The 19251-nt window shown below is 69.1% G+C and carries 18 protein-coding genes; 8 read left to right on the top strand and 10 right to left on the bottom strand.

Going from position 1 to position 19251, the window contains the following annotated elements; translation table 11 throughout:
* Together NA8_RS17110 and NA8_RS17105 are read right to left on the bottom strand one after the other, a co-directional pair.
* Entirely contained in the window at positions 1–2571 is a 2571-nt protein-coding gene (locus NA8_RS17110; RefSeq protein WP_063051392.1) for an MFS transporter, read from the bottom strand.
* A gap of 9 nt (positions 2572–2580) precedes the next feature.
* Positions 2581–3081 carry a MarR family winged helix-turn-helix transcriptional regulator gene (locus tag NA8_RS17105; RefSeq protein ID WP_063051391.1) on the bottom strand — a complete coding sequence of 167 codons (501 nt, stop codon included), beginning with the start codon at positions 3079–3081 and terminating at the stop codon, positions 2581–2583.
* A gap of 134 nt (positions 3082–3215) precedes the next feature.
* Here NA8_RS17105 and NA8_RS17100 point away from each other — a divergent pair, with 134 nt between their 5' ends.
* Positions 3216–4025 carry an APH(3'') family aminoglycoside O-phosphotransferase gene (locus NA8_RS17100; protein ID WP_084466879.1) on the top strand — a complete coding sequence of 270 codons (810 nt, stop codon included), beginning with the start codon at positions 3216–3218 and terminating at the stop codon, positions 4023–4025.
* Positions 4026–4031: 6 nt separating this feature from the next.
* Here NA8_RS17100 and NA8_RS17095 read toward each other — a convergent pair whose 3' ends face one another.
* Positions 4032–4355 carry a YbjQ family protein gene (locus NA8_RS17095; RefSeq protein WP_217999093.1) on the bottom strand — a complete coding sequence of 108 codons (324 nt, stop codon included), beginning with the start codon at positions 4353–4355 and terminating at the stop codon, positions 4032–4034.
* Between the two features lie 435 nt (positions 4356–4790).
* Between NA8_RS17095 and NA8_RS17090 the strand changes: the two genes are divergently transcribed.
* Positions 4791–5375 (top strand): DUF8176 domain-containing protein, encoded by a 585-nt coding sequence (locus tag NA8_RS17090; RefSeq protein WP_245663878.1) that lies wholly within the window; start codon positions 4791–4793, stop codon positions 5373–5375.
* 121 nt (positions 5376–5496) lie between these two features.
* On the top strand, positions 5497–6762 hold the full coding sequence (locus NA8_RS17085; RefSeq protein WP_157106753.1) for a lipase family protein: 1266 nt from the start codon (positions 5497–5499) through the stop codon (positions 6760–6762).
* A 16-nt stretch (positions 6763–6778) separates the two neighbouring features.
* On the opposite strand, the gene NA8_RS17080 is transcribed toward NA8_RS17085, so the two are convergent.
* Together NA8_RS17080 and NA8_RS17075 are read right to left on the bottom strand one after the other, a co-directional pair.
* Positions 6779–7777: a phosphotransferase family protein gene (locus tag NA8_RS17080; protein ID WP_063051478.1), complete on the bottom strand. Its 999-nt coding sequence runs from the start codon at positions 7775–7777 to the stop codon at positions 6779–6781.
* Between the two features lie 53 nt (positions 7778–7830).
* On the bottom strand, positions 7831–9039 hold the full coding sequence (locus tag NA8_RS17075) for an acyl-CoA dehydrogenase family protein (protein WP_063051389.1): 1209 nt from the start codon (positions 9037–9039) through the stop codon (positions 7831–7833).
* Between the two features lie 106 nt (positions 9040–9145).
* Here NA8_RS17075 and NA8_RS17070 point away from each other — a divergent pair, with 106 nt between their 5' ends.
* The 4 genes from NA8_RS17070 (at position 9146) to NA8_RS17055 (ending at position 13213) form a co-directional block, all read left to right on the top strand.
* Complete coding sequence (locus tag NA8_RS17070) at positions 9146–9736, top strand: TetR/AcrR family transcriptional regulator (protein WP_063051388.1); 591 nt, start codon at positions 9146–9148, stop codon at positions 9734–9736.
* Positions 9737–10156: 420 nt separating this feature from the next.
* Positions 10157–11743, top strand: coding sequence for a hypothetical protein (locus NA8_RS17065; RefSeq protein WP_063051387.1), 1587 nt, complete (start codon positions 10157–10159; stop codon positions 11741–11743).
* Between the two features lie 200 nt (positions 11744–11943).
* Positions 11944–12549, top strand: a complete 606-nt coding sequence (locus tag NA8_RS17060) for a ClpP family protease (RefSeq protein ID WP_040865262.1) — start codon at positions 11944–11946, stop codon at positions 12547–12549.
* A gap of 70 nt (positions 12550–12619) precedes the next feature.
* Positions 12620–13213 carry a ClpP family protease gene (locus tag NA8_RS17055; protein WP_063051386.1) on the top strand — a complete coding sequence of 198 codons (594 nt, stop codon included), beginning with the start codon at positions 12620–12622 and terminating at the stop codon, positions 13211–13213.
* Here NA8_RS17055 and NA8_RS17050 read toward each other — a convergent pair.
* On the bottom strand, positions 13210–13590 hold the full coding sequence (locus tag NA8_RS17050; RefSeq protein ID WP_084466886.1) for a helix-turn-helix domain-containing protein: 381 nt from the start codon (positions 13588–13590) through the stop codon (positions 13210–13212). The genes NA8_RS17055 and NA8_RS17050 overlap by 4 nt on opposite strands.
* Positions 13591–13720: 130 nt before the next feature.
* On the opposite strand from NA8_RS17050, the gene ilvD reads away from it, so the two are divergent.
* Positions 13721–15427: a dihydroxy-acid dehydratase gene (gene ilvD, locus NA8_RS17045; RefSeq protein ID WP_063051385.1), complete on the top strand. Its 1707-nt coding sequence runs from the start codon at positions 13721–13723 to the stop codon at positions 15425–15427.
* 182 nt (positions 15428–15609) lie between these two features.
* Here ilvD and NA8_RS17040 read toward each other — a convergent pair whose 3' ends face one another.
* From NA8_RS17040 to NA8_RS17025, 4 genes are all read right to left on the bottom strand, one after another.
* A complete protein-coding gene (locus NA8_RS17040) occupies positions 15610–16332 on the bottom strand; it encodes an alpha/beta fold hydrolase (RefSeq protein WP_063051384.1) in 723 nt (240 codons plus the stop codon).
* 19 nt (positions 16333–16351) lie between these two features.
* Complete coding sequence (locus NA8_RS17035; protein ID WP_063051383.1) at positions 16352–17317, bottom strand: alpha/beta hydrolase; 966 nt, start codon at positions 17315–17317, stop codon at positions 16352–16354.
* Between the two features lie 41 nt (positions 17318–17358).
* Positions 17359–18081: an alpha/beta fold hydrolase gene (locus tag NA8_RS17030; protein WP_063051382.1), complete on the bottom strand. Its 723-nt coding sequence runs from the start codon at positions 18079–18081 to the stop codon at positions 17359–17361.
* A gap of 102 nt (positions 18082–18183) precedes the next feature.
* Positions 18184–19191, bottom strand: a complete 1008-nt coding sequence (locus tag NA8_RS17025) for a GlxA family transcriptional regulator (RefSeq protein ID WP_063051381.1) — start codon at positions 19189–19191, stop codon at positions 18184–18186.
* Positions 19192–19251 lie beyond the last annotated feature (60 nt).

The following is a 19251-nucleotide window of genomic DNA, read 5'->3' as shown; positions in this document are numbered from 1 at the left end:
TCAGCGGGCGGGCGGGACGTTCCCGGTCGCCTCTTCCTCGATGCTGTTGTAGCCGAGCCGCACATCGTGCGCGACTTCGCCGCCGCTCACCGTGACCTGGCTGGTCACCGGCGGATAGCCGCGCGCGACGACCGTGTAGTCGCCTTCGGCGAGATCCGTGACGACATAACGCCCGCTCTCGTCGGTGCGGGTCGTCGCGGTCAGCGCGCCCGTGGCGTCGAGCACGCTGATCTGCACGTCCGAGACCGCCCGGCCGCCGTCCGACCACGCCGACCCGGCCAGCACCGCCATCGGCGTGAGTTCGATGTCGTGATGCAGCAGCCCGCTGTCCGGCACGGTCAGCGCGGTCGCGCTGGGACGCATGTGTTCGGCGACCGCGACCAGTGTGTACGTGCCGGGCACCACGCCATGGCACAGGTAAGCGCCGTCGGCCGCCGCGGTGGCCGAGCCGACCACCTCGCCGTCGAGGTCTGTCAGCGTGATGGTCGCGCCGGGCAGCGGTTCGCCGTGCGTGCGGGACCGGACCACGCCGGACAGCTCGCCGGAGCCGAGCAGGGTGATGTCGAGTTGCTGCGGACAGTCGCCGACAGTGACATTCACCGCGGCGGGCTGATGCCCGGCGGCCGACACGATCAGTACGTAACCGCCCGCGTCGGGCGCGCCGAGGAGGTAACCGCCGTCGGCGCCGCCGCCCGTGCGCGCGGCCTGCCGCCCGTGCTGGTCGATCAGCGTGAGCGCGGCGGCGGGCACCGGGCGGCCGTCCCCGCGATGGACATAGCCGCTGAGCGAACGGCCTTCGTGCTCCGCGCCGTCGAGGCTCGCCCGCGGTTCGCGCCGGTACGCGCCGTTGCTCGCGGGATCGCCCGCGCCGTGGCCGCCCGCGGCCGCGGCGAGCACCGGTTCCGGCTCCGACAGCGCCTGTGCGGCGCCCTCCCAGATCTGATCCGCGTCCCAGTGCGACTCGGCGGCGTCCGGCTCCTCGACCGACGTCCGCGCGACGGCCGCTGGAACGTCCTGCAGCGGAATCTCTTTCATGAACATCAGCACCACGCAGGCCAGCAGTGCGACTCCGGCCGCCGCGTAGAACACGCCGTGCATGGAGTCGGTGAAGCCGGCGAGGATCGGCACCTTCAGCGCGTCGGGCAGCGCCGCGATGCCACTGGTGTTGGACTGCATGCCGCTGAGCTGGTCGGCGCCGAACCCAGGCGGCAGCGCGCCGCCGAACGCGTCGATGATCCGGTTCGGCAGCAGGTTGAACAGAATGGTCAGGAACACCGCCACGCCGAGCGTGCCGCCCATCTGCCGGAAGAACGTGGCCGTGGCGGTGGAAACTCCCATGTCCGAGCGCGGTCCGGCGTTCTGCGCCGCGATGATCAGCGTCTGCATGCAACAGCCGAGCCCGAGCCCGATCACCGCGCCGATCGCCAGCGGCTGCCACAGCGGGCTGTCGTACCGCACCTGCGCGTACAGGGCCGCTCCGAGCGCGACGATGAACGTGCCCGCCACCGGCAGGATCTTGTAGCGCCCCGTCTGCTTGGTGATCCGTCCCGCCGCCTGGGAGCCGATGGTGATGCCGAGCACCAACGGCAGCATGAGCAGGCCCGCCTTCGTCGGCGAGTAGCCGCGCACGACCTGGAAGTACTGCGGAACCATGGTGATCGCGCCGAACATGGCCACACCGACGATGAACCCACCGGCGATGGTGACGCTGAAAGTCGAGTTCCGGAACAGCCGCAACGGGATCAGCGCCGAGTCCTTCATCAGGAACTCCACCAGGACGAACAGCGCCAGCCCCGCCGCCCCGATGCCGTAGCAGAGCAGCGACTTCTCCGACGACCATCCCCAGTGGCGTCCCTGTTCGGCGACGATCAGCAGCGGCACCACGCCGATCGTCAGCGTCAGCGCGCCGAACCAGTCGATCCGGTGGTGCTGGCGCTGGTGCGGCACGTTGAGCACCTTGGCCACCACGAGCAGGGCGAGCACGCCGACCGGGACGTTCACCAGGAACACCCACCGCCAGCCTTCGATGCCGCCGAGCTCTTCGTAATCGGAGAAGAAGCCGCCGAGCACCGGGCCCAGCACCGTCGCGGTGCCGAAGACCATCATGAAATAGCCCTGATAGCGCACCCGTTCGCGCACCGGGACGATATCGCCGATGATGGTGAACGCCAGCGACATCAGTCCGCCCGCGCCAAGGCCCTGGAACGCGCGGAACGCGGCGAGCTGGTACATCGAGCCGGCGAATGTGCACGCCACCGAGCCGATGACGAACAGCCCGATCGCCGTGAGATAGAACGGTTTACGGCCGTAGATGTCGGCCAGCTTGCCGTACAGCGGCGTGGTGATCGTCGCGGTGATCAGGTAAGCGGTGGTCGCCCACGCCTGCTCATCGAAACCGTGCAGGTCGTTGGCGATCTTGACGATCGCGACGCTGACGATGTTCTGGTCGAGCGCGGCCAGGAACATGCCGAGCAACAGCCCGGACAGGATGGTCAGGATCTGCCGGTGCGACAGTGACGTGTCCGCGCCTGCGTCCAGGTTCCGCGGAGCCTGGGTGGTGGAATTCGTCATGAATGAGCCCTATTTCGGATCGGCATGGTGTCGGGGAGTGGTGGTCTCTATTCCTGCGGTGAGCCGGTCGAGCAGTGCGGTCAAGGTGTCGCGGTCGGTCGCGGGCCAGTCGGCCAGGATGTCGGCCAGCCACCGGTTGCGCAGCGCGCGGTTCTCCTCGAAGACGCGAACGCCTTCCGCGGTGGCCGCCAGCACGCACGCGCGGCCGTCGACCGGGTCGGCCCGGCGCTCCACCAGGCCGTGCGCCACGAGTGATCTGCTCTGTCTGCTGATGGTCGATGCCTCGGTGTGCAGCAATTCGGCGAGCCTGCCCGCACGCTGCGGTCCCTCGTGCACCAGGCAGAAGAGCACGGAGTAGGCGAGTCGTTCCAGACCGTCCGGACCGGGCCGAGCGGGCAGCCACTTCGCCCGGTTGACCGCGCGCATGAATCGGACCAGTTGCTGACCGAGTTCGTCGGCGGTCGCGAGTTCGGCCGCCGTGACCCGGCGCTCGCGAGCGGTTGCGGACATGACACCACCTCGAAGTTCCCCACCAGCAGATTTGATTAGCAACCACAACTAGTTGCTTTGAGCAACTATACATCCGGGTTGCCAGAGGTCTGCGCGGTGGGCCACGCGCGGGTCGCGTTGCTACCGTCGATGGCGTGTCCGAGCCGCTTGTTCGCTTCTGCGCAGCCCTGCCGTCCGATTGCCGATGGGAGCCGGTCGGCGGCGGGGAGTCCGGCGCCCGGGTATTCCGGTCCGCCGAAGGTTCCCGCTACGCCAAGTGTGTCGCCCCCGGCGAGGTCGCCGCCCTCGCGCTGGAGCGGGACAAGATCACCTGGCTCGACGGCCACGATATACCCGGCCCGCGGGTGCTGGACTGGCGGCCCGATGTCGACGGCGCCTGCTTGGTCACCAGCGCCGTGCCCGGTGTGCCCGCGAACGCCGTTTCCGCGCAAGATCTCGCGCTCGCATGGGATTCCATCGCGGACACGGTGCGGCGCCTGCACGATCTACCCACCGCGGAGTGCCCGTTCGACCGTGGCCTGGCGCGGATGTTCGCGATCGCCCAGGACGTGGTGGTCCGGGGCGCGGTGCACACCGAGTTCCTTCCCGAGGAGCAGCAGGACACTCCGCCCACCGTCCTGCTCACCAGGCTGGCCACCCAGTTGGAGCCCAGGATGACGCAGGAGTCCGCCGAAGCGGTGGTCTGCCACGGCGATCTGTGCCTGCCGAACATCATCCTCGATCCGGAAACGCAGACGGTCGCCGGATTCGTCGATCTCGGCCGCCTCGGCATCGCTGATCCGTACGCCGATCTCGCTCTGCTGCTGGCCAATGCTCGGGAGTCATGGCAGGACGAGCGGCGCGCCGGAAACGCCGACCGCGCCTTCGCCGACCGCTACGGCATCGATCTGGATGCCGAGCGGCAGCGGTTCTTCCTCCATCTGGATCCGCTCACCTGGGGATAGCCCGAGTCACGTCGCGGGCTGAAGCAGTACCGCGGTGCCGTAGGCCGCCACCTCGCTCATGGTGCCCGCGATCTCGTTGCAGTCGAAGCGCATGGCGATGACCGCGTTCGCGCCGAACGACATCGCGTGCTGGCACATCCGCATGATCGCTTCGTGCCGGGACTGGTAGAGCAGTTGGGTGTACTCGGGAATCTCCCCGCCGCCCAGCGAGCGGAAACCGGCGCTGAAGTTCGACCCGAAGCTGCGGCTGCGCACGGTGAGTCCGGCGACCTCGCCGAACACCCGGACGATCTCCTGGCCGGGCACGTCGTTCATGGTGGAGACCAGGATCGGGAACTGCGGTCCGGGTGGCGGGGGCGGGGGATACGGCTGGGGTGGCTGCTGGTGCGCGGGATATTGCGGGTACGGCTGCGGCGGCTGGCTCATGTGCGGGATGCTACGGGCGGCGGCGATTCCGTCGCGGCCGAGGTGTGCCCGCCGGTCCGGAACCGCACCGACCGCCCGGTCCTGATCAGGCGGAATCGCGCGCTCCGTGACCGCTGCGCCGCGATTCGGGCTTTTCTGTTGAGCATTCGACCGACAGAATCCGAAGAGATATGCAATGTTGTTATTGCGCAACGGCATTGAGAGGGAACCCACGGTGGCCGAGTAGGCACCGGTAAAAGGGGGTGCGGCGAGATCATGTCGTCGAACACGTCCGAGCCCGGCGGCCGACGCGCCGGCCGAGGCCAGGTCCGGACCGGACGCGTGCCCACGTGGCCGGGAATGATCTCCGGGCAGGAGCCGCCGCCCGGCAGGGAGCGGCATCGGGCGTCCCGTGATCGGCGCCGCGCTCGTCGCGGCCCACGCCGCGCTTGGCTGGTCGGCGGTGTCGGTCTCGCCGCATCGCTCGCGGCCGCCGCGCTGGTCCTGGTGTACACGGACGCGGCCTCCGCGCCACGGCAATCGGCCACGGTGGCGGACCCGGTGCTCGGTGGCGGCCCCGGCTGCGAGCCGACCCGAGGCGGACAACTGGTGCGCGGCAACGGAACCGGCTCGACCGCCTCGGGGCCGGATGTGATCCTGGCGTTCCAGCACGCCTACTACGTGACCCGCTCGGGAGCGGTCGCGCGATCGCTGACGGTGCCGGACGCCGCGGTGCCGCCGGTCGCCGTGATCGACGCGGGCATCGCCTCCGTACCCACGGGAACGCAGCACTGCGTCATGGTCACCCCCATGCTCGACGGACGCTACGACGTGGTCATCACCGAGCTGCGCCCGGACTCCGCCAATCGCACCTATCGACAATTCGTCACCGTGGCCACCACCGACGGTAAGGCCACCATCATCAAGATCGCCGCGCCGAACTGAGTTCGGCCGATCTTCCGTTGTGCCGTTCGCGCAGGTGGGCTTTCGCTACGATGCCACTGCCGGGGCGGTCGATCGGCGCGAAGCGCATGGCATCTGCGGTCGATTCCAGGGGAGGTCGTCGGTGGTGTTCATCCGGTGGTGTGTGCTTGCCGGTACGGCTCTTTCGATGCTGCTGGCGCTGCCGGTCGCACCGTCGGCGGCGGAGCCGGAACTTCCGGTGGTGGCGCCGCCCGAGCAGGACCCTTTCTATCGGCCGTCCGCCGATCTGGTCGCGTCGAGGCGGCCCGGTGAGATCCTCGCCGCGCGGCCGGTCACCATCGCCAATCAGCTCGGCGGGGCGCTGGAGGCCGAGGCCTGGCAGGTTTCCTATCGGTCCGCCAACAGCGCCGACCAGCCCATCGCCGCCGTCGCGACATTGCTGAAACCCTCTGCGGGGAACGGCAAATTGGTGTCTCTGCACGCCGCCGAGGATTCCACCGGACTGTTCTGCGCCCCGTCCTACACGGTGCGCCGGTCGGCGCAGGCCGGTTTGGTGGACGGGCAGATCGACCCGTTGCGCAGCGCCCCGGCGCTACTGGCGCAGGGATGGACGGTCGTGGTGCCGGACCATCAAGGCCCGAATTCGGCATTCGCCCACGGCCCGCTGGCCGCGCGGATCGCCTTGGACGGCATCCGCGCCGCGGAGCGTTTCGGTCCGCTGCACCTGCCGGGAGCGGACACCGAGGTGGCGATGTGGGGATACTCGGGAGGGTCGATCCCCACGCTGCACGGCGCGGAACTGCGCAGCACCTACGCGCCGGAGGTGAATCTCGTCGGCGTCGTCTCCGGCGGTACCGATGTCGACCTCGAGATTCTGTCGCGCGAGGCGAACAAGGGGCCCGGCGCCGGTCTCGTCGCGGCCGCCATCATCGGTCTCTCGCGCGAGGAACCCGAGTTGGACGCCTACCTGCGGGCGAACGCCACACCGCGCGGTCGGCAGTTGCTGACCGCGAAGGACCGCGGCTGTGTGCTGCACCAAGCCGCGCTGGAACCATTCCTCGACATAGACAGCCTGGTGCAAGGCGGCATACTGCACACGCCGGTGCTGCGCGCCGCCTTCGACCGGACCAGGATGGGCAAGTCGGTCCCCGACACCCCGGTCTTCCTCTACCACGCGACCGCCGACTGGCTCGTCCCCATCGGCCCCGCCGACGCGCTCGCCTCCACCTACTGCCGCGATCCCGCCGCGCGAGTTACCTATATCCGCGACCATGCGAGTGAACACCTGACCCTCAACACACTCGCCGAGAACCGCGTGATCGCTTGGTTGCGCGACCGGTTCGCGGGAGGGCCGGTGCAGGCCAACTGCACCGTCACCGATATGGGTTCCATCGCGCTCGGGCGATGAAGGTCTCCGAATCGCTCTACTCGAGCCCGGCGACCTTCCGGCAGCGCCAGTCCAGGTAGTTGATCAGCGTCCAGAAGTCTTTGAAGGCCGGGTTCGTGGTCTGGCCGTGGTGGTAGCGGTAGTAGATCTGCTGGGCGATGACGGCCAGGCGGAACAATCCGAAGACCTCGTAGAACGGCCAGTTCCCGGCCGAGCGGCCGGTGCGCGCGCAATAGTGTTCGACGATCTGCGCGCGGGTCAGCATGCCCGGCAGATGACTCGGCTGGCGGCGGGAAGCACGCATGACCTCGTCGTCGTCCGCTTGCACCCAGTAGGCCAGCGCCCCGCCGAGATCCATCAGCGGATCGCCCAGGGTAGCCATCTCCCAGTCCAGCACGCCGACGATCGCGCCCGAGCCCGCGGGGTCCAGCACCAGATTGTCGAGCCGGAAGTCGTTGTGGATGACGGTGGTGGCGACGTCCGCGGGCTGGTTGGCGTCGAGCCAGGCCATCACCGCGGCGAAATCGCTGACATTGTCGGTGCGGGCGTCCACGAAACGCCGCGACCAGCCGGCGACCTGGCGGGCGACGTAACCGGCGCCCTTGCCGATTTCGGTGAGACCGGCCGCGACCGGGTCCACTTCGTGCAGCTCGATCAGGCAGTCGAAAGCCGTAGTGGACAACCGTCGCGCCTGGTCCGGGGACAGGCTGGTGCCGGCGGGGAGATCGCCGCGCAGGATGGTGCCCGCCACGCGCTCCATCACGTAGAACTCGCTGCCGATCACCTCCGGATCGGCGCAGCGAGCCACCATCCGCGGCACGTAGCGGTAGTGCGGGCGCAACCGCTGCTGCACCAGGAATTCGCGGCCCATATCGTGCGCGGAAGCCGCCTTGGTGCCGCCGGGCGGGCGGCGCAGGATCAAGTCGCGATCCGGGTAGCGCAGCAGATACGTCAGATTGGACGCGCCTCCGGAGAATTGGCGCACCTCGGGGGGCTCGCTCAGACCCCGCACCTGCTCGGCGAGCCAGGCGTGCATCGCGGCGACGTCGAAGGCGTCCTCCGCGCGGACGACGGCGGCGTCCGCAGCGTTCACCGGTCGGTTCCGTATTTGCGCAGCTCCTGCCGGGCGATCACGCCGAGGTGCACCTCGTCGGGGCCATCGGCGAAACGCAGCGAACGAATGCCTGCGAATGCGCGGGCCAGCGGGAAATCATCGGAAAGTCCTGCACCGCCGTGCAGCTGGATCGCCATGTCCAGCACCTCCTGGGTCATCCGCGGCACGACCGCCTTGATCTGGGAGACCTCGCTGCGCGCGCCGGCCAGTCCCTTGGTGTCCAGCAGCCAGGCGGTGTGCAGGACGAGCAACCGCGCCTGGTCGATCGCGACGCGCGCGTTGGCGATCCGCTCCCGGTTTCCGCCCAGGTTGGCCAGCGGCTTGCCGAAAGCCGTGCGCGACAGGGCGCGACGGCACGCCAGTTCGAGCGCGCGCTCGGCCAGGCCGATGGCGCGCATGCAGTGGTGGATGCGGCCGGGGCCGAGGCGGCCCTGGGCGATCTCGAATCCGCGCCCCGGCCCGGCGATCACGGCGTCCAGCGGAAGACGCACGTCGGTGAAGGAGACCTCGCCGTGGCCGAAGGGCTCGTCCAGGTAGCCGAAGGTGCTCAGCATCCGTTCGACCCGCACGCCGGGTGTGTCCAGCGGGACCAGCACCATGGAGTGCCGCTGATACGGGTGTGCCTGCGGGTCGGTCAGGCCCATGAAGATGACGAACGCGCAGTTCGGATGGCCGATGCCGGTGCTCCACCACTTGCGGCCGTTGAGCACGATCTCCTCGCCGTCCACCACGGCGGTCGCGGCCATATTCGTCGCGTCCGAGGAGGCGACCTCGGGTTCGGTCATGCAGAACGCCGAGCGGATGGAGCCGTCCAGCAGCGGCCGCAACCACTGCTCCCGCTGCTCGGCGCTGCCGTAGTGCAGCAGGACCTCGGCATTACCGGTATCGGGCGCGTTGCAGTTGAACACCTCCGACGCCCAGCCGGAGGCCCCCATCACCTCGGCCATCGGCGCGTACTCGACGTTGCTCAGGCCCGCGCCGAGTTCCGGATCGGGGAGGAAGAGGTTCCACAGTCCCGCCGCCCGCGCCTTCTGCTTCAGCTCTTCGACCACCGGCGGCACCGCCCATGGCGATTCCCGCAGGGCGGCGGCGTGCTCCTCGTCGCGCGGCTCGATCTCGTCGCGCACGAACTGCCGCACCTGGTCGGTGAGGCGGACGGCTCGGTCGGAATGCGTGAAATCCATACCCATCCTCGTGGCTCGCTGAGCATTGCTCAACTTCCGGTCGAGTTCATTGGTAGCATATTGTTGAGCATTGCTCAATAGGGGAGGGCTCAATAGAGGAGGGTGGATGACCGAGGTTGCCGTGCAGGCCGGCGGCCGCCGCTCGGCGGACGACCGGCGCAGACAACTGATCGGCATCGGTCTGGGCATGCTGATCGATCGCCCCTGGCACCAGATCACCATCGACGCGGTCGCGCAGCAGGCGGGCATCTCTCGCGGGCTGCTCTTCCACTATTTTCCGACCAAGCAGGATTACTACGCGCAGCTCGTGCACGCCGCGTCGCAGCGATTCCTGCGCGGTACCGGCCCGGACCCGGACGCCGCCGACCCGCTCGCGTCGATGATCGCCAATTTCGTCGGCTACATGCGCAGGCGCAGTGGACCGCTGGTGGGACTGCTTCGCGCCGCCGGGCAGGATCCGGTGCTCGAGTCGATCATGGAGCGGATGCACGACGAGCTGACCGATCGGGTGTTCGCCGCGCTCGGCAGGCCCGCGCGGTCGACCGCCGAGCGCCTGGTGGTGCGATCGTGGTGGGCCATGGCCGAGGACCTCACGGTGCAGTGGTTGTCGCGCGACGACGTAGACCAGGACCGGCTGGACCGGCTGCTGTACGACACGTTGACCCGGGTGCTCGACTCGGTGGACGCCGAAAGCTGAGCGGTTCACCTGCCCCGGGAATTGCCCTGCGAAACTCATCCGCGATTCGGTGGCGTGCACCGAGATACCCATGGCCTGGGGGCTGGTGCGGAGAGTGGCCGGCCCGGTGCCGCCGAGGGGCGAATCTCGGCGGCACCGGCGTATCCGAACGCGCTGCGGGAGCGCACGCGCCGCCGCGAAGGGAGAGCGCGCCCCTCCAGCATAGAGCGATCAATGGTCTGGTGCGCGGTGGCGAAGAAGTGCCTGCGACCCGCGGGAAATCACGTCGCGGCGCGTGTGTCGGCCGCGGCACGCCGAATAGTTGGGTGAGATGGCAAATGAACAGTTTCGCCAGTAGCGGTGGATCGACTATGAATGAAACGTGCCGTTGCCATACGTGATCACTTGTCTGCCATCGACTCTCCCGTGCGGGGAGCGCTGATGGTCATCGAACATCCCATCGAGGACGAGGTTACACAGCTGGCGAGGCGGGTCGAGAAGGCCCGTGGACGGCTCGCCTACCAGTTCGATCCGGCGCTGACAGAGGCGCTGTCGGAGGACGAACTGTATGCCGAACGTGAGCTCGCCGAACGGATTCGCACCCAGGAGCGCGGACAGCGCTGGAAAGAGGCGCAGGCTGCCGCCGCGGCATCCGACCGTGCCAGGCAGACCACCGAAGCGATCGAGAAGGCCGACATGCGAGACCTCCTGCTCGCCCGCAAGGCGATTGCCGCGCAACGACGCGAATCCAGCCCGCACGCGAAGCTGGCCTCGCTCTACCGGCATCGGTCCTGGTCACTGCGCGCGCTGGCCGGTGTCGTCGCGGCGGGCATGCTGTGGTCGGCGGTCAACGTCCAGCACAACATCGCTCCCGGTGGCGCGACCGATCCGCTGTACTGGTTCAGCTACCTGCTCGAAGGCATGATCAGTGTCTGCCTGATCATCATCATGATCGGCACCAACAAGGTCGCCGAGTGGGGCGTGGTGGACAACCGCCGCCAGGTCGCGACCGCCGAAATGGCCCTGCTGGCCTTGACCGTCAGCCTCAACACCTACCCCTACCTGCGCGCCGGCGCCTGGTACGACGCGGCCGTGCACGCCATCGCGCCGGTGATGATCGGTGTCGCGCTGCTCATCCACGACGCGGCCAGCGCCCGCTACGGCCTCGCCATCGCCAGGGCCACCGAGCAGGTCCGCGACCTGCCCGACCCGGCCGAGCAGATCCGGCTCACGCTGCCCCGATACCGGATGCCGGTCGCGCCGGAGGCTCCGGGCATTCCGCATGAGCACGTGACCCCCGAACCGCAGCCCGTCGTGGTCGCGCCCCCGGCGGAGGTCGTCGAGCCGGAAGCGGTGCAGGCCGTCGAAACCAACGGCGCACAGGTGGAATTCGAAGAGCAGCCCGAGGTCGTGGTGCAGGTCGAGAAGAAGCGGCCGCCGGTCGAGGCGCCACGCAAGCCGGTGCTGCCCGAGTCCATCGAAGACCTCGACGCGATGGAAGTCTTCGAGACGCGTCCGACGACGCCGGTGAAGGTCGAGGACGCCGACGCCACGATCGCCGCCAACGGCCACGCGCCCTCGACCAACGGCAAGAAGCTCGTCGCGAGCGAGCCTGTCGCGCCCGCAGCGGTTCCGGCGGCCAAGTCCGAGGACCGGCCGGCCGTGCGGGTGCCCGTCGAAGAGCCCGCCGCGGCGAAGGTGGTCGTCCGGCAGCCGTCCGCGGCCAAGCCGCACACCACGGTCTCCGAGGCGGAGGTCCCGACGGCCGAAATCCCGGCAGTCACCCGGCGTCCGCTGGCCGAGGTGAAGAGCGACCCTCCGGCGCCGGAGCCCAAGAACGGCAAGGACACTCCCAAACCCGACATCGCGCAGCCGCCGACGGCCCGCACCCCGGACATCTACGACACCGGCTCGTTCCGCGTCGCCGACATCCTGGAGCAGGAACTCGCCGAACTGCAGGCCGAACGCCGCCGCGCTCGGGCGGCGAGCAGGCAGCGTTCCGCCTCGACAGCGGGCCGCGAGTCCTAGCGAGCCCCGTCTTCGCCGATGCCCGCCCGCGCACTCCGCGGGCGGGCATCGCGTCTTCGGGGCACCGCTCGGGATCGGATTGCCGCTGTCGCCGAGAGGCCGATCACGGCGTCGGCCGACGGTCGCTCGACTGCTGAGAGCGGATCTGCCGAGGGCAGCGAGGGAGCGGTCCGAGGCCGTGCGTGCGGCACCGTGGAGCCATGGCTCACGATGACAAGACCCCGATGTTCAGCTGGCGGGCGCGAGAACAACTGCTCAGCCGCCGCATCGTCGTGCTCGACGGCGCGCTCGACGACGACAACGGGACACTGCTGATGACCCAGCTGCTCACGCTCGCCGCCGAGGATCCGGACGCGGGCATCTCGCTGTGGATCCATTCGCCGGGCGGATCGGTTCCCTCGATGCTCGCCATCCGCGACGTGATGCGGCTGGTGCCGTGTGAAGTCTCCACGCTCGCGCTCGGATTGGCCTGCAGCGCGGGACAGTTCCTGCTGTCGTCGGGGAGCAAGGGCAGGCGTTTCGCCCTGCCGCACGCCCGGGTGCTGATGCACCAGGGATCGGCGGGCATCGGCGGCACCGCCGTCGACGTCGAGGTCCAGGCCGACGATCTGCGCTACACCGTCGACACGGTGCTCGGCATCATCGCCGAGGACACCGGCCAGCCGTTCGACCGGATCTACGAGGATTCGCTGCACGACCGCTGGTTCACCGCAACGCAAGCCAAGGAATACGGCTTCATCGACCACATCGTCGACTCGTTCGGGCAGATCGTCCCCCAACGCCAGCGAATCGGGATCTCGGCATGAGCGGTCAGGCCCGGAGGAGGCAGCGCAGCGTGACCACGCAGGGCTCCGCTCGTGCCGGAAGGGACACATTATGAGCACCTACACCATTCCCAATGTGATCGCGCAGCATCCGCGGGGCGGCGAGCGGATCACCGACATCTACTCTCACCTGCTCGCCGAGCGCATCGTCTACCTCGGCACGCCCATCGACTCGGGCGTGGCCAACGCGCTAATCGCGCAGCTGCTGCACCTGGAATCGGAGAGTCCCGAGCAGGAGATCAACCTCTACATCAACTGCGAGGGCGGGGATCTGCCCTCCATGCTCGCGGTGTACGACACCATGCAGCACATCCAGTCACCCGTGCAGACCACCTGCGTCGGCCAGGCGATCGCGGTCGGTGCGGTATTGCTGGCAGGCGGCGAGCCCGGCCGCCGCTCCATGCTCCCGCATGCCAGGGCGGTACTGCACCAACCCGCCGCGCGCGGGCAGGGAACGATCCCCGATTTGATCCTGCAGGCCGACGAGCTGGTGCGGATGCGGGCGGAGATCGAGTCGATCCTGTCGCGGCACACCGGGCAGACGGTGGAGCGGCTCCGGCGCGACACCGACCGCGACCGGGTCTTCACCGCCTCGGCCGCGGTGGAATACGGCCTCGTCGATCAGGTCCTGGGGCGGCGGGACTAGGCCGCCAGGGCCATGAGCGTGGGCCCGGCGCCGGAACGCGGCACCGACCGCTGCAAGAAGGCGATCCGGCGCCGGGCGCGAAGATCGTCCGCCACCTGGCCGATGAGGTCACCCAGCGTGGTGCCGAGAGATCCGGCCAGGGCGGCGATCATCTCGCTCGACGGCTCCTTGCGGCCCCGCTCCACCTCGGACAGGTACTGGGGGGAAATGCCTGCCCGCCGGGCGGTTTCGACCAGTGTCTCGCGGCGGTCCTGCCGCAGGGTGCGCAACTGTTCGCCGAGCACCTCGCGCCACAGGGGTTCCGGCGGCGTCGGCGGAACCTGCGGCCGGTCGTCGCGTCCACCGGGAATCGAGTGAAGTCTCGGGTGCTCGCTCATGAGCAGAGCGTACGGTCCCGGAGCGTGGGTCTGCCCGGCATTACGCTCTGGGCGGACGAGTGCGGCGATATGGGCGGATTCGGCGTGGTCGCCGCCGTAATCCGAGCGGAGGCGAGCATGATGGGAAACCATGCCCGAGAATTCGAAGGTCTCCGATCTCAAGCCGCGCAGCCGTGACGTCACCGACGGCCTGGAGAAGACCGCCGCCCGAGGGATGCTGCGCGCGGTCGGCATGGGCGACGACGACTGGGAGAAGCCGCAGATCGGCGTGGCCTCCTCGTGGAACGAGATCACTCCCTGCAATCTGTCCCTGGACCGGCTCGCCCGAGGTTGCAAGGACGGCGTCTTCTCCGGCGGCGGCTTCCCCATGCAGTTCGGCACCATCTCGGTCTCCGACGGCATCTCCATGGGTCACGAGGGAATGCATTTCTCCTTGGTTTCGCGTGAGGTGATCGCCGACAGCGTCGAGACGGTGATGCAGGCCGAGCGGCTCGACGGCTCGGTGCTGCTGGCCGGCTGCGACAAATCGCTGCCCGGGATGCTGATGGCCGCGGCCCGGCTGAACCTGGCGAGTGTGTTCCTCTACGCGGGGTCGATCCTGCCCGGCATCGCCAAGCTCTCCGACGGCAGCGAGCGCGAGGTGACGATCATCGACGCGTTCGAAGCGGTCGGCGCCTGCGCCCGCGGGCTGATGAGCCGCGAGGACGTCGCCGCCATCGAACGGGCGATCTGCCCCGGCGAGGGCGCCTGCGGCGGCATGTACACCGCCAACACCATGGCCAGCGCGGCCGAAGCGCTGGGCATGTCGCTGCCCGGCAGCGCGGCACCCCCCGCGACCGATCGTCGCCGCGACGGTTACGCCCGCCGCAGCGGCGAGGCAGTGGTCGAGTTGATCCGGCAGGGCATCACCCCCTCCGACATCCTGACCAAACCCGCGTTCGAGAACGCGATCGCGGTCGTCATGGCGTTCGGCGGCTCCACCAACGCGGTGCTGCACCTGCTGGCCATCGCGCACGAGGCGAACGTCGATCTGTCGCTGGACGATTTCGCGCGCGTCGGTCGCCGCGTGCCGCACCTCGCCGACGTCAAACCCTTCGGTAAGCACGTGATGACCGACGTGGACCGGATCGGCGGCGTGCCGGTCATGATGAAGGCTTTGCTCGATGCCGGCTTGCTGCACGGTGACTGCCTGACCGTGACGGGAAAGACGGTGGCGGAGAACCTGGCCCACATCGCCCCGCCGGATCCCGACGGCAAGGTGATCCGCGCGATGGCGTCGCCGATCCATCCGACCGGTGGCATCACCATCCTGTCCGGTTCGCTCGCGCCGGATGGCGCCGTCGTCAAGTCGGCGGGCTTCGACTCCGACGTATTCACCGGCACGGCCCGCGTTTTCGACGGGGAACGAGCAGCGATGGACGCGCTCGAGGACGGCACGATCGCGGCGGGTGACGTGGTCGTCATCCGGTACGAGGGCCCGAAAGGCGGTCCCGGGATGCGTGAGATGCTGGCCATCACCGCCGCCATCAAAGGAGCGGGACTGGGCAAGGACGTCCTGCTGCTCACCGACGGACGCTTCTCCGGCGGCACCACCGGCCTGTGTGTCGGGCACGTCGCACCGGAAGCCGTGGACGGCGGCCCGATCGCCTTCGTGCGCCACGGCGACCCGATCCGCCTCGACGTCGCCGCGGGCACCCTCGACCTGTTGGTCGACGCCGACGAACTCGCCCGCCGTCGCGAAGGCTGGAAGCCCGTGCCGCCCCGCTACACCCGCGGCGTCCTGGCCAAGTACACGAAGCTGGTGGGCTCGGCCTCGATCGGGGCCGTCTGCGACTGAGGGCCCCGATCGCCGTCGAGCAGATCCGATCCCACCGAATCCTCGCTCGGCGGCTTCGCCACGGCCTGAGACCTGAAAGGCGGATGGCTGTGGTTCCCCGCGACGAATGCCTGGACCGACGACGGTCTCAGCAGTCCCGCGCGGAGGTGAAATCCCTGCCGCGCGGAGCTGCTGAGGCTGTACTACCCGCCTGCCGCTGCTCGCGCGATCAGCGCGGCGACCACGTCGGGCGCGGACACCGAGACCGCGTGGGAGGCCGAGACCTCGACGGCATCGGCTCCCGCGCGTTGCGCCATGAATCGCTGCGCTTCCACCGGAATGTTCTTGTCCTCGCCGGTGATCAGCGCGAACGACGGGATGCCTCGCCAGGCGGCGGCGGTCGCGGGCTGTTGCAAGGCGTCCAAGGCCACCGGCCGCTGTGTCACGGCCATCAGTTCGGCGGTGGCGGCGGGCACGTCGGCGGCGAACTGCTGGTGGAATTCCTCTTGCCGGATGTAGAGCTCGGTACCGGTGCCCCCGTCGGGAAGCGGGTAGGAGGCGGGCCGGGTGGTCGGGCCGAGCGTCGATCCGGGGAACTTGTCCGTCAATTGCAGTGCGCTCTCACCCTCGTCCGGGATGAATGCGGCGATGTAGACGAGCGCTTCGACATTCGTCTTCCCAGCGGCAGCGACCGTGATGACGCTCCCGCCGTAGGAATGGCCGACCAGAACGCACGGCCCTTCCACGGAGTCGAGAACCGAGGCCACATAGGCGGCGTCGCTGTCGAGTCCGCGCAGCGGGTTGGCGGCCGCGATCACGGAATGCCCTTGTGCGCGCAGCCGTTCGACGACCCCGTTCCAGCTGGAGGAGTCGGCGAACGCCCCGTGGACCAGCACGATGGTCGGCGCGGAAGTATCGGTGCTCACGAGTGTGGTTCCTTCCGGGTCAGGCGGGGTGCAGGGCGGACCGCAGCGTAGCGACGGCCTGCGCTACCGCGGCCTTGGCGGCATGGGTGTCGTGCAGCGAGTTGACCATCACGAAGTCGTGGACGATGCCGCCGTAGCGCACCTGCGTGACCGGCACGCCCGCGGCGCGCAACTTGCCCGCGAAGGCCTCGCCCTCGTCGCGCAGCACGTCGGCTTCGGCGGTGATGACCAGCGCGGGCGGCAGCCCGGCCAGCTGCTCGGTGGTCGCGCGCAGCGGCGAGACGGTGATCTGCGCGCGCTCGTCCGCGCTGGTGGTGTACTGATCCCAGAACCACTTCATGCCCTCGCGCGTGAGGAAGTACCCCTCGGCGAACTGCTGGTAGGAGCCGGTGTCGAAGTTGGCGTCGGTCACCGGGTAGAACAGCACCTGCTGCGCGAAGGAGACGTCGCCGCGCTCCTTGGCCATCAGGGTCAGCGCGATGGCCATGTTGCCGCCGACCGAGTCACCCGCGATCGCGATCCGGGACGAGTCGAGGCCCTTCTCCGCGCCGTTGGCGGTGACCCATTGGGCGACGCGATAGGACTGCTCGTTGGCCACCGGGTAGCGCACATCCGGCGACCGATCGTATTCGGGGAACACCACGGCGGCGTCGGCGCCGACGGCGAGATCGCGCACCAGGCGGTCATGGGTGTGCGCGTCGCCGAACACCCATCCCGCGCCGTGGGTGTAGACGATCACCGGCAGCATCTCGGTGACGCCCTGCGGCTTGACGATCCGGGCCCGCACCGAGCCGGTCGGCCCGCCCTCGACGGTGATCCACTCCTCGTCGACCTCGGGCTTGAAGATCGGCGCGTCCTGCACGGAGTCCACCGCTTTGCGGCCCTCTTCGGGCGGGAGCTGGTAGAGGAACGGCGGCTGCGAGGTCGCGTCGACGAACTCCTGCGCCGCTTGTTCGAGCGAGATGCCCAGCGGGTTTCCTGACATGATCGTGCCTCTCTGGTAAGTGTGGTGGGAACTGTTGTGGCTCAGGCCGAGTGGGCGATCGCCTCGGTGATGACGGCCACGACGTCGTCGGGGTGGGTCTGCATCACCAGGTGTGGTCCGTCGATCTCGACCACGGCGCGGAATCCGGCTCGCTTGTAGCCGAATCGTTCGACGTCGGGATTGATCGTGTGGTCGGCGCTGGACACGATGCCCCAGGCCGGTTTCGTCTTCCACGCGGCCGCCGAGGCGGGCTCGCCGAACGCGATCGCCGACAGCGGCCGTTGCGAGACCGCGAGGACCGCGGCCTTCGCCGGATCGAGGCCCGCGGCGAAGATCGCGGGGAAGGCGGCGATGTCGACCGAGACGTCCGTGCCGGGCTCGGCGCCCTCGATCGGGTACGGCGCGTAGACGAGGTCGGCCGCCAGGTCGGAATCCGGGAACCCGCTCTGCAACTGCCCGAGGCTCTCGCCTTCCTCCAGGGCGTAGCCGGACACGTAGACCAAGCCCACGACGTTGTCGGCGACGCCGGCCACGGTGATGACCGCCCCGCCATAGGAATGCCCGACCAGCAGCACGGGCCCGTCGATCTGCTCCACGAACGACTTGATGTAGGCCGCGTCGGCCGACAGGCTGCGATTGAACACCGGGGGGACCAGAACGCGATGGCCTTGGTCGAGCAGCCGTTCGGTGACGGGGGCCCAGCTCGCGGCGTCGGCGAAGGCGCCGTGCACCAGAACGATGGTGGGACTTGCCGGGGCTGACATGGTGTTCCTTTCTCCAGCGCTCGCATGTGGCGCTGTGGCCGACTCAGTCTCGGCCGCACGCCCCGCTTCGCGCCCCTCCCCACGGGCCACAAAAGCCTCCGATCAGGACACGGCCTGCTCCATCACCAGATCCGTGCGGGCGGTCGATCGGAAGCGCTGCTGGTACTTGCGCGGGGAGATGCCCAAACGGGTCACGAACGCGCGGCGCAACGCCTCGCTGGTTCCGTAGCCCGCGGCCATGGCGGCCTCCGTCACGCTGTATCCGGCGTGCAGCATGTCCCGGGCCGTTCCGAAACGGATGAACGCGACGTACTCCGCGGGCGAGCGTTGGAGTTCCGCCCGGAACAGCCGCGTGAGATGCCGGACGCTGACCCGCGCGTGGGCGGCCAGTGTCTGGACGGTGTGCGGATACGCCGGGTCGGCGCAGATGAGGTCCACGACTCCGCGAACCAGCGGGCTGCGCGGCGCCGGTCCACTCAGCGACGCGGAGAACTGTGATTGACCGCCCGCGCGTTGCATGTGCACCACCAGCGACTGCGCCACGAGCCGGGTGACGTCGGCGCCGTGGTCCTCTTCGACCAGCGCCAGCGCCAGGTCGACGCCCGCCGCGACGCCCGCCGAGCTGTACAGATTGCCGTCCCGCACGAAGATCGCGTCCGGATCCACCTCGATCGACGGGTAGCGCCGCGCCAGTTCGGCCGCGAATTTCCAGTGGGTGGTCGCCCGCCTGCCGTCGAACAGGCCCAGATCGGCCAGCACGAACGCGCCACTGCAGATGGATGCCAGCCGCCGCGTGTTGCAGGAGAGATGCCGCGCGGCAACCAAAACCTGGGGAGTCACGAATTTGCCGGGTGGCAGCTCGCTGCCCGGGATCACCACCGTGTCGAAACGGCCCGAGTCCTCCGCCGCGCAGCTCACCTCGACCCGCGCGCCGATCGAGGTCTGCGCGTCCTTGCCATCGGCCGAGACCAAAACCACCTCATACCCCGCCACCGACTGATTCGCCTCGACGAACACCTCCGCGGGTCCGACGAAGTCGAGCATCTTCACGCCGTCGAAGACCAGGATGCCCACGCGTTTGCTGGGCGGAGTGGCGAAGTTGTGGGACATGTCAACAGTATTATGGAGGAGCGGCTCCAGAACAAGTGATGTGCCGGACCTCGCACACCG

Origin of the sequence: Nocardia arthritidis NBRC 100137 (assembly GCF_001612765.1) — a bacterium.
Lineage (GTDB): Bacteria > Actinomycetota > Actinomycetes > Mycobacteriales > Mycobacteriaceae > Nocardia > Nocardia arthritidis.
The sequence above is the reverse complement of the archived record's forward strand: the minus strand, read 5'-3'. Positions and strand labels throughout refer to the sequence as shown.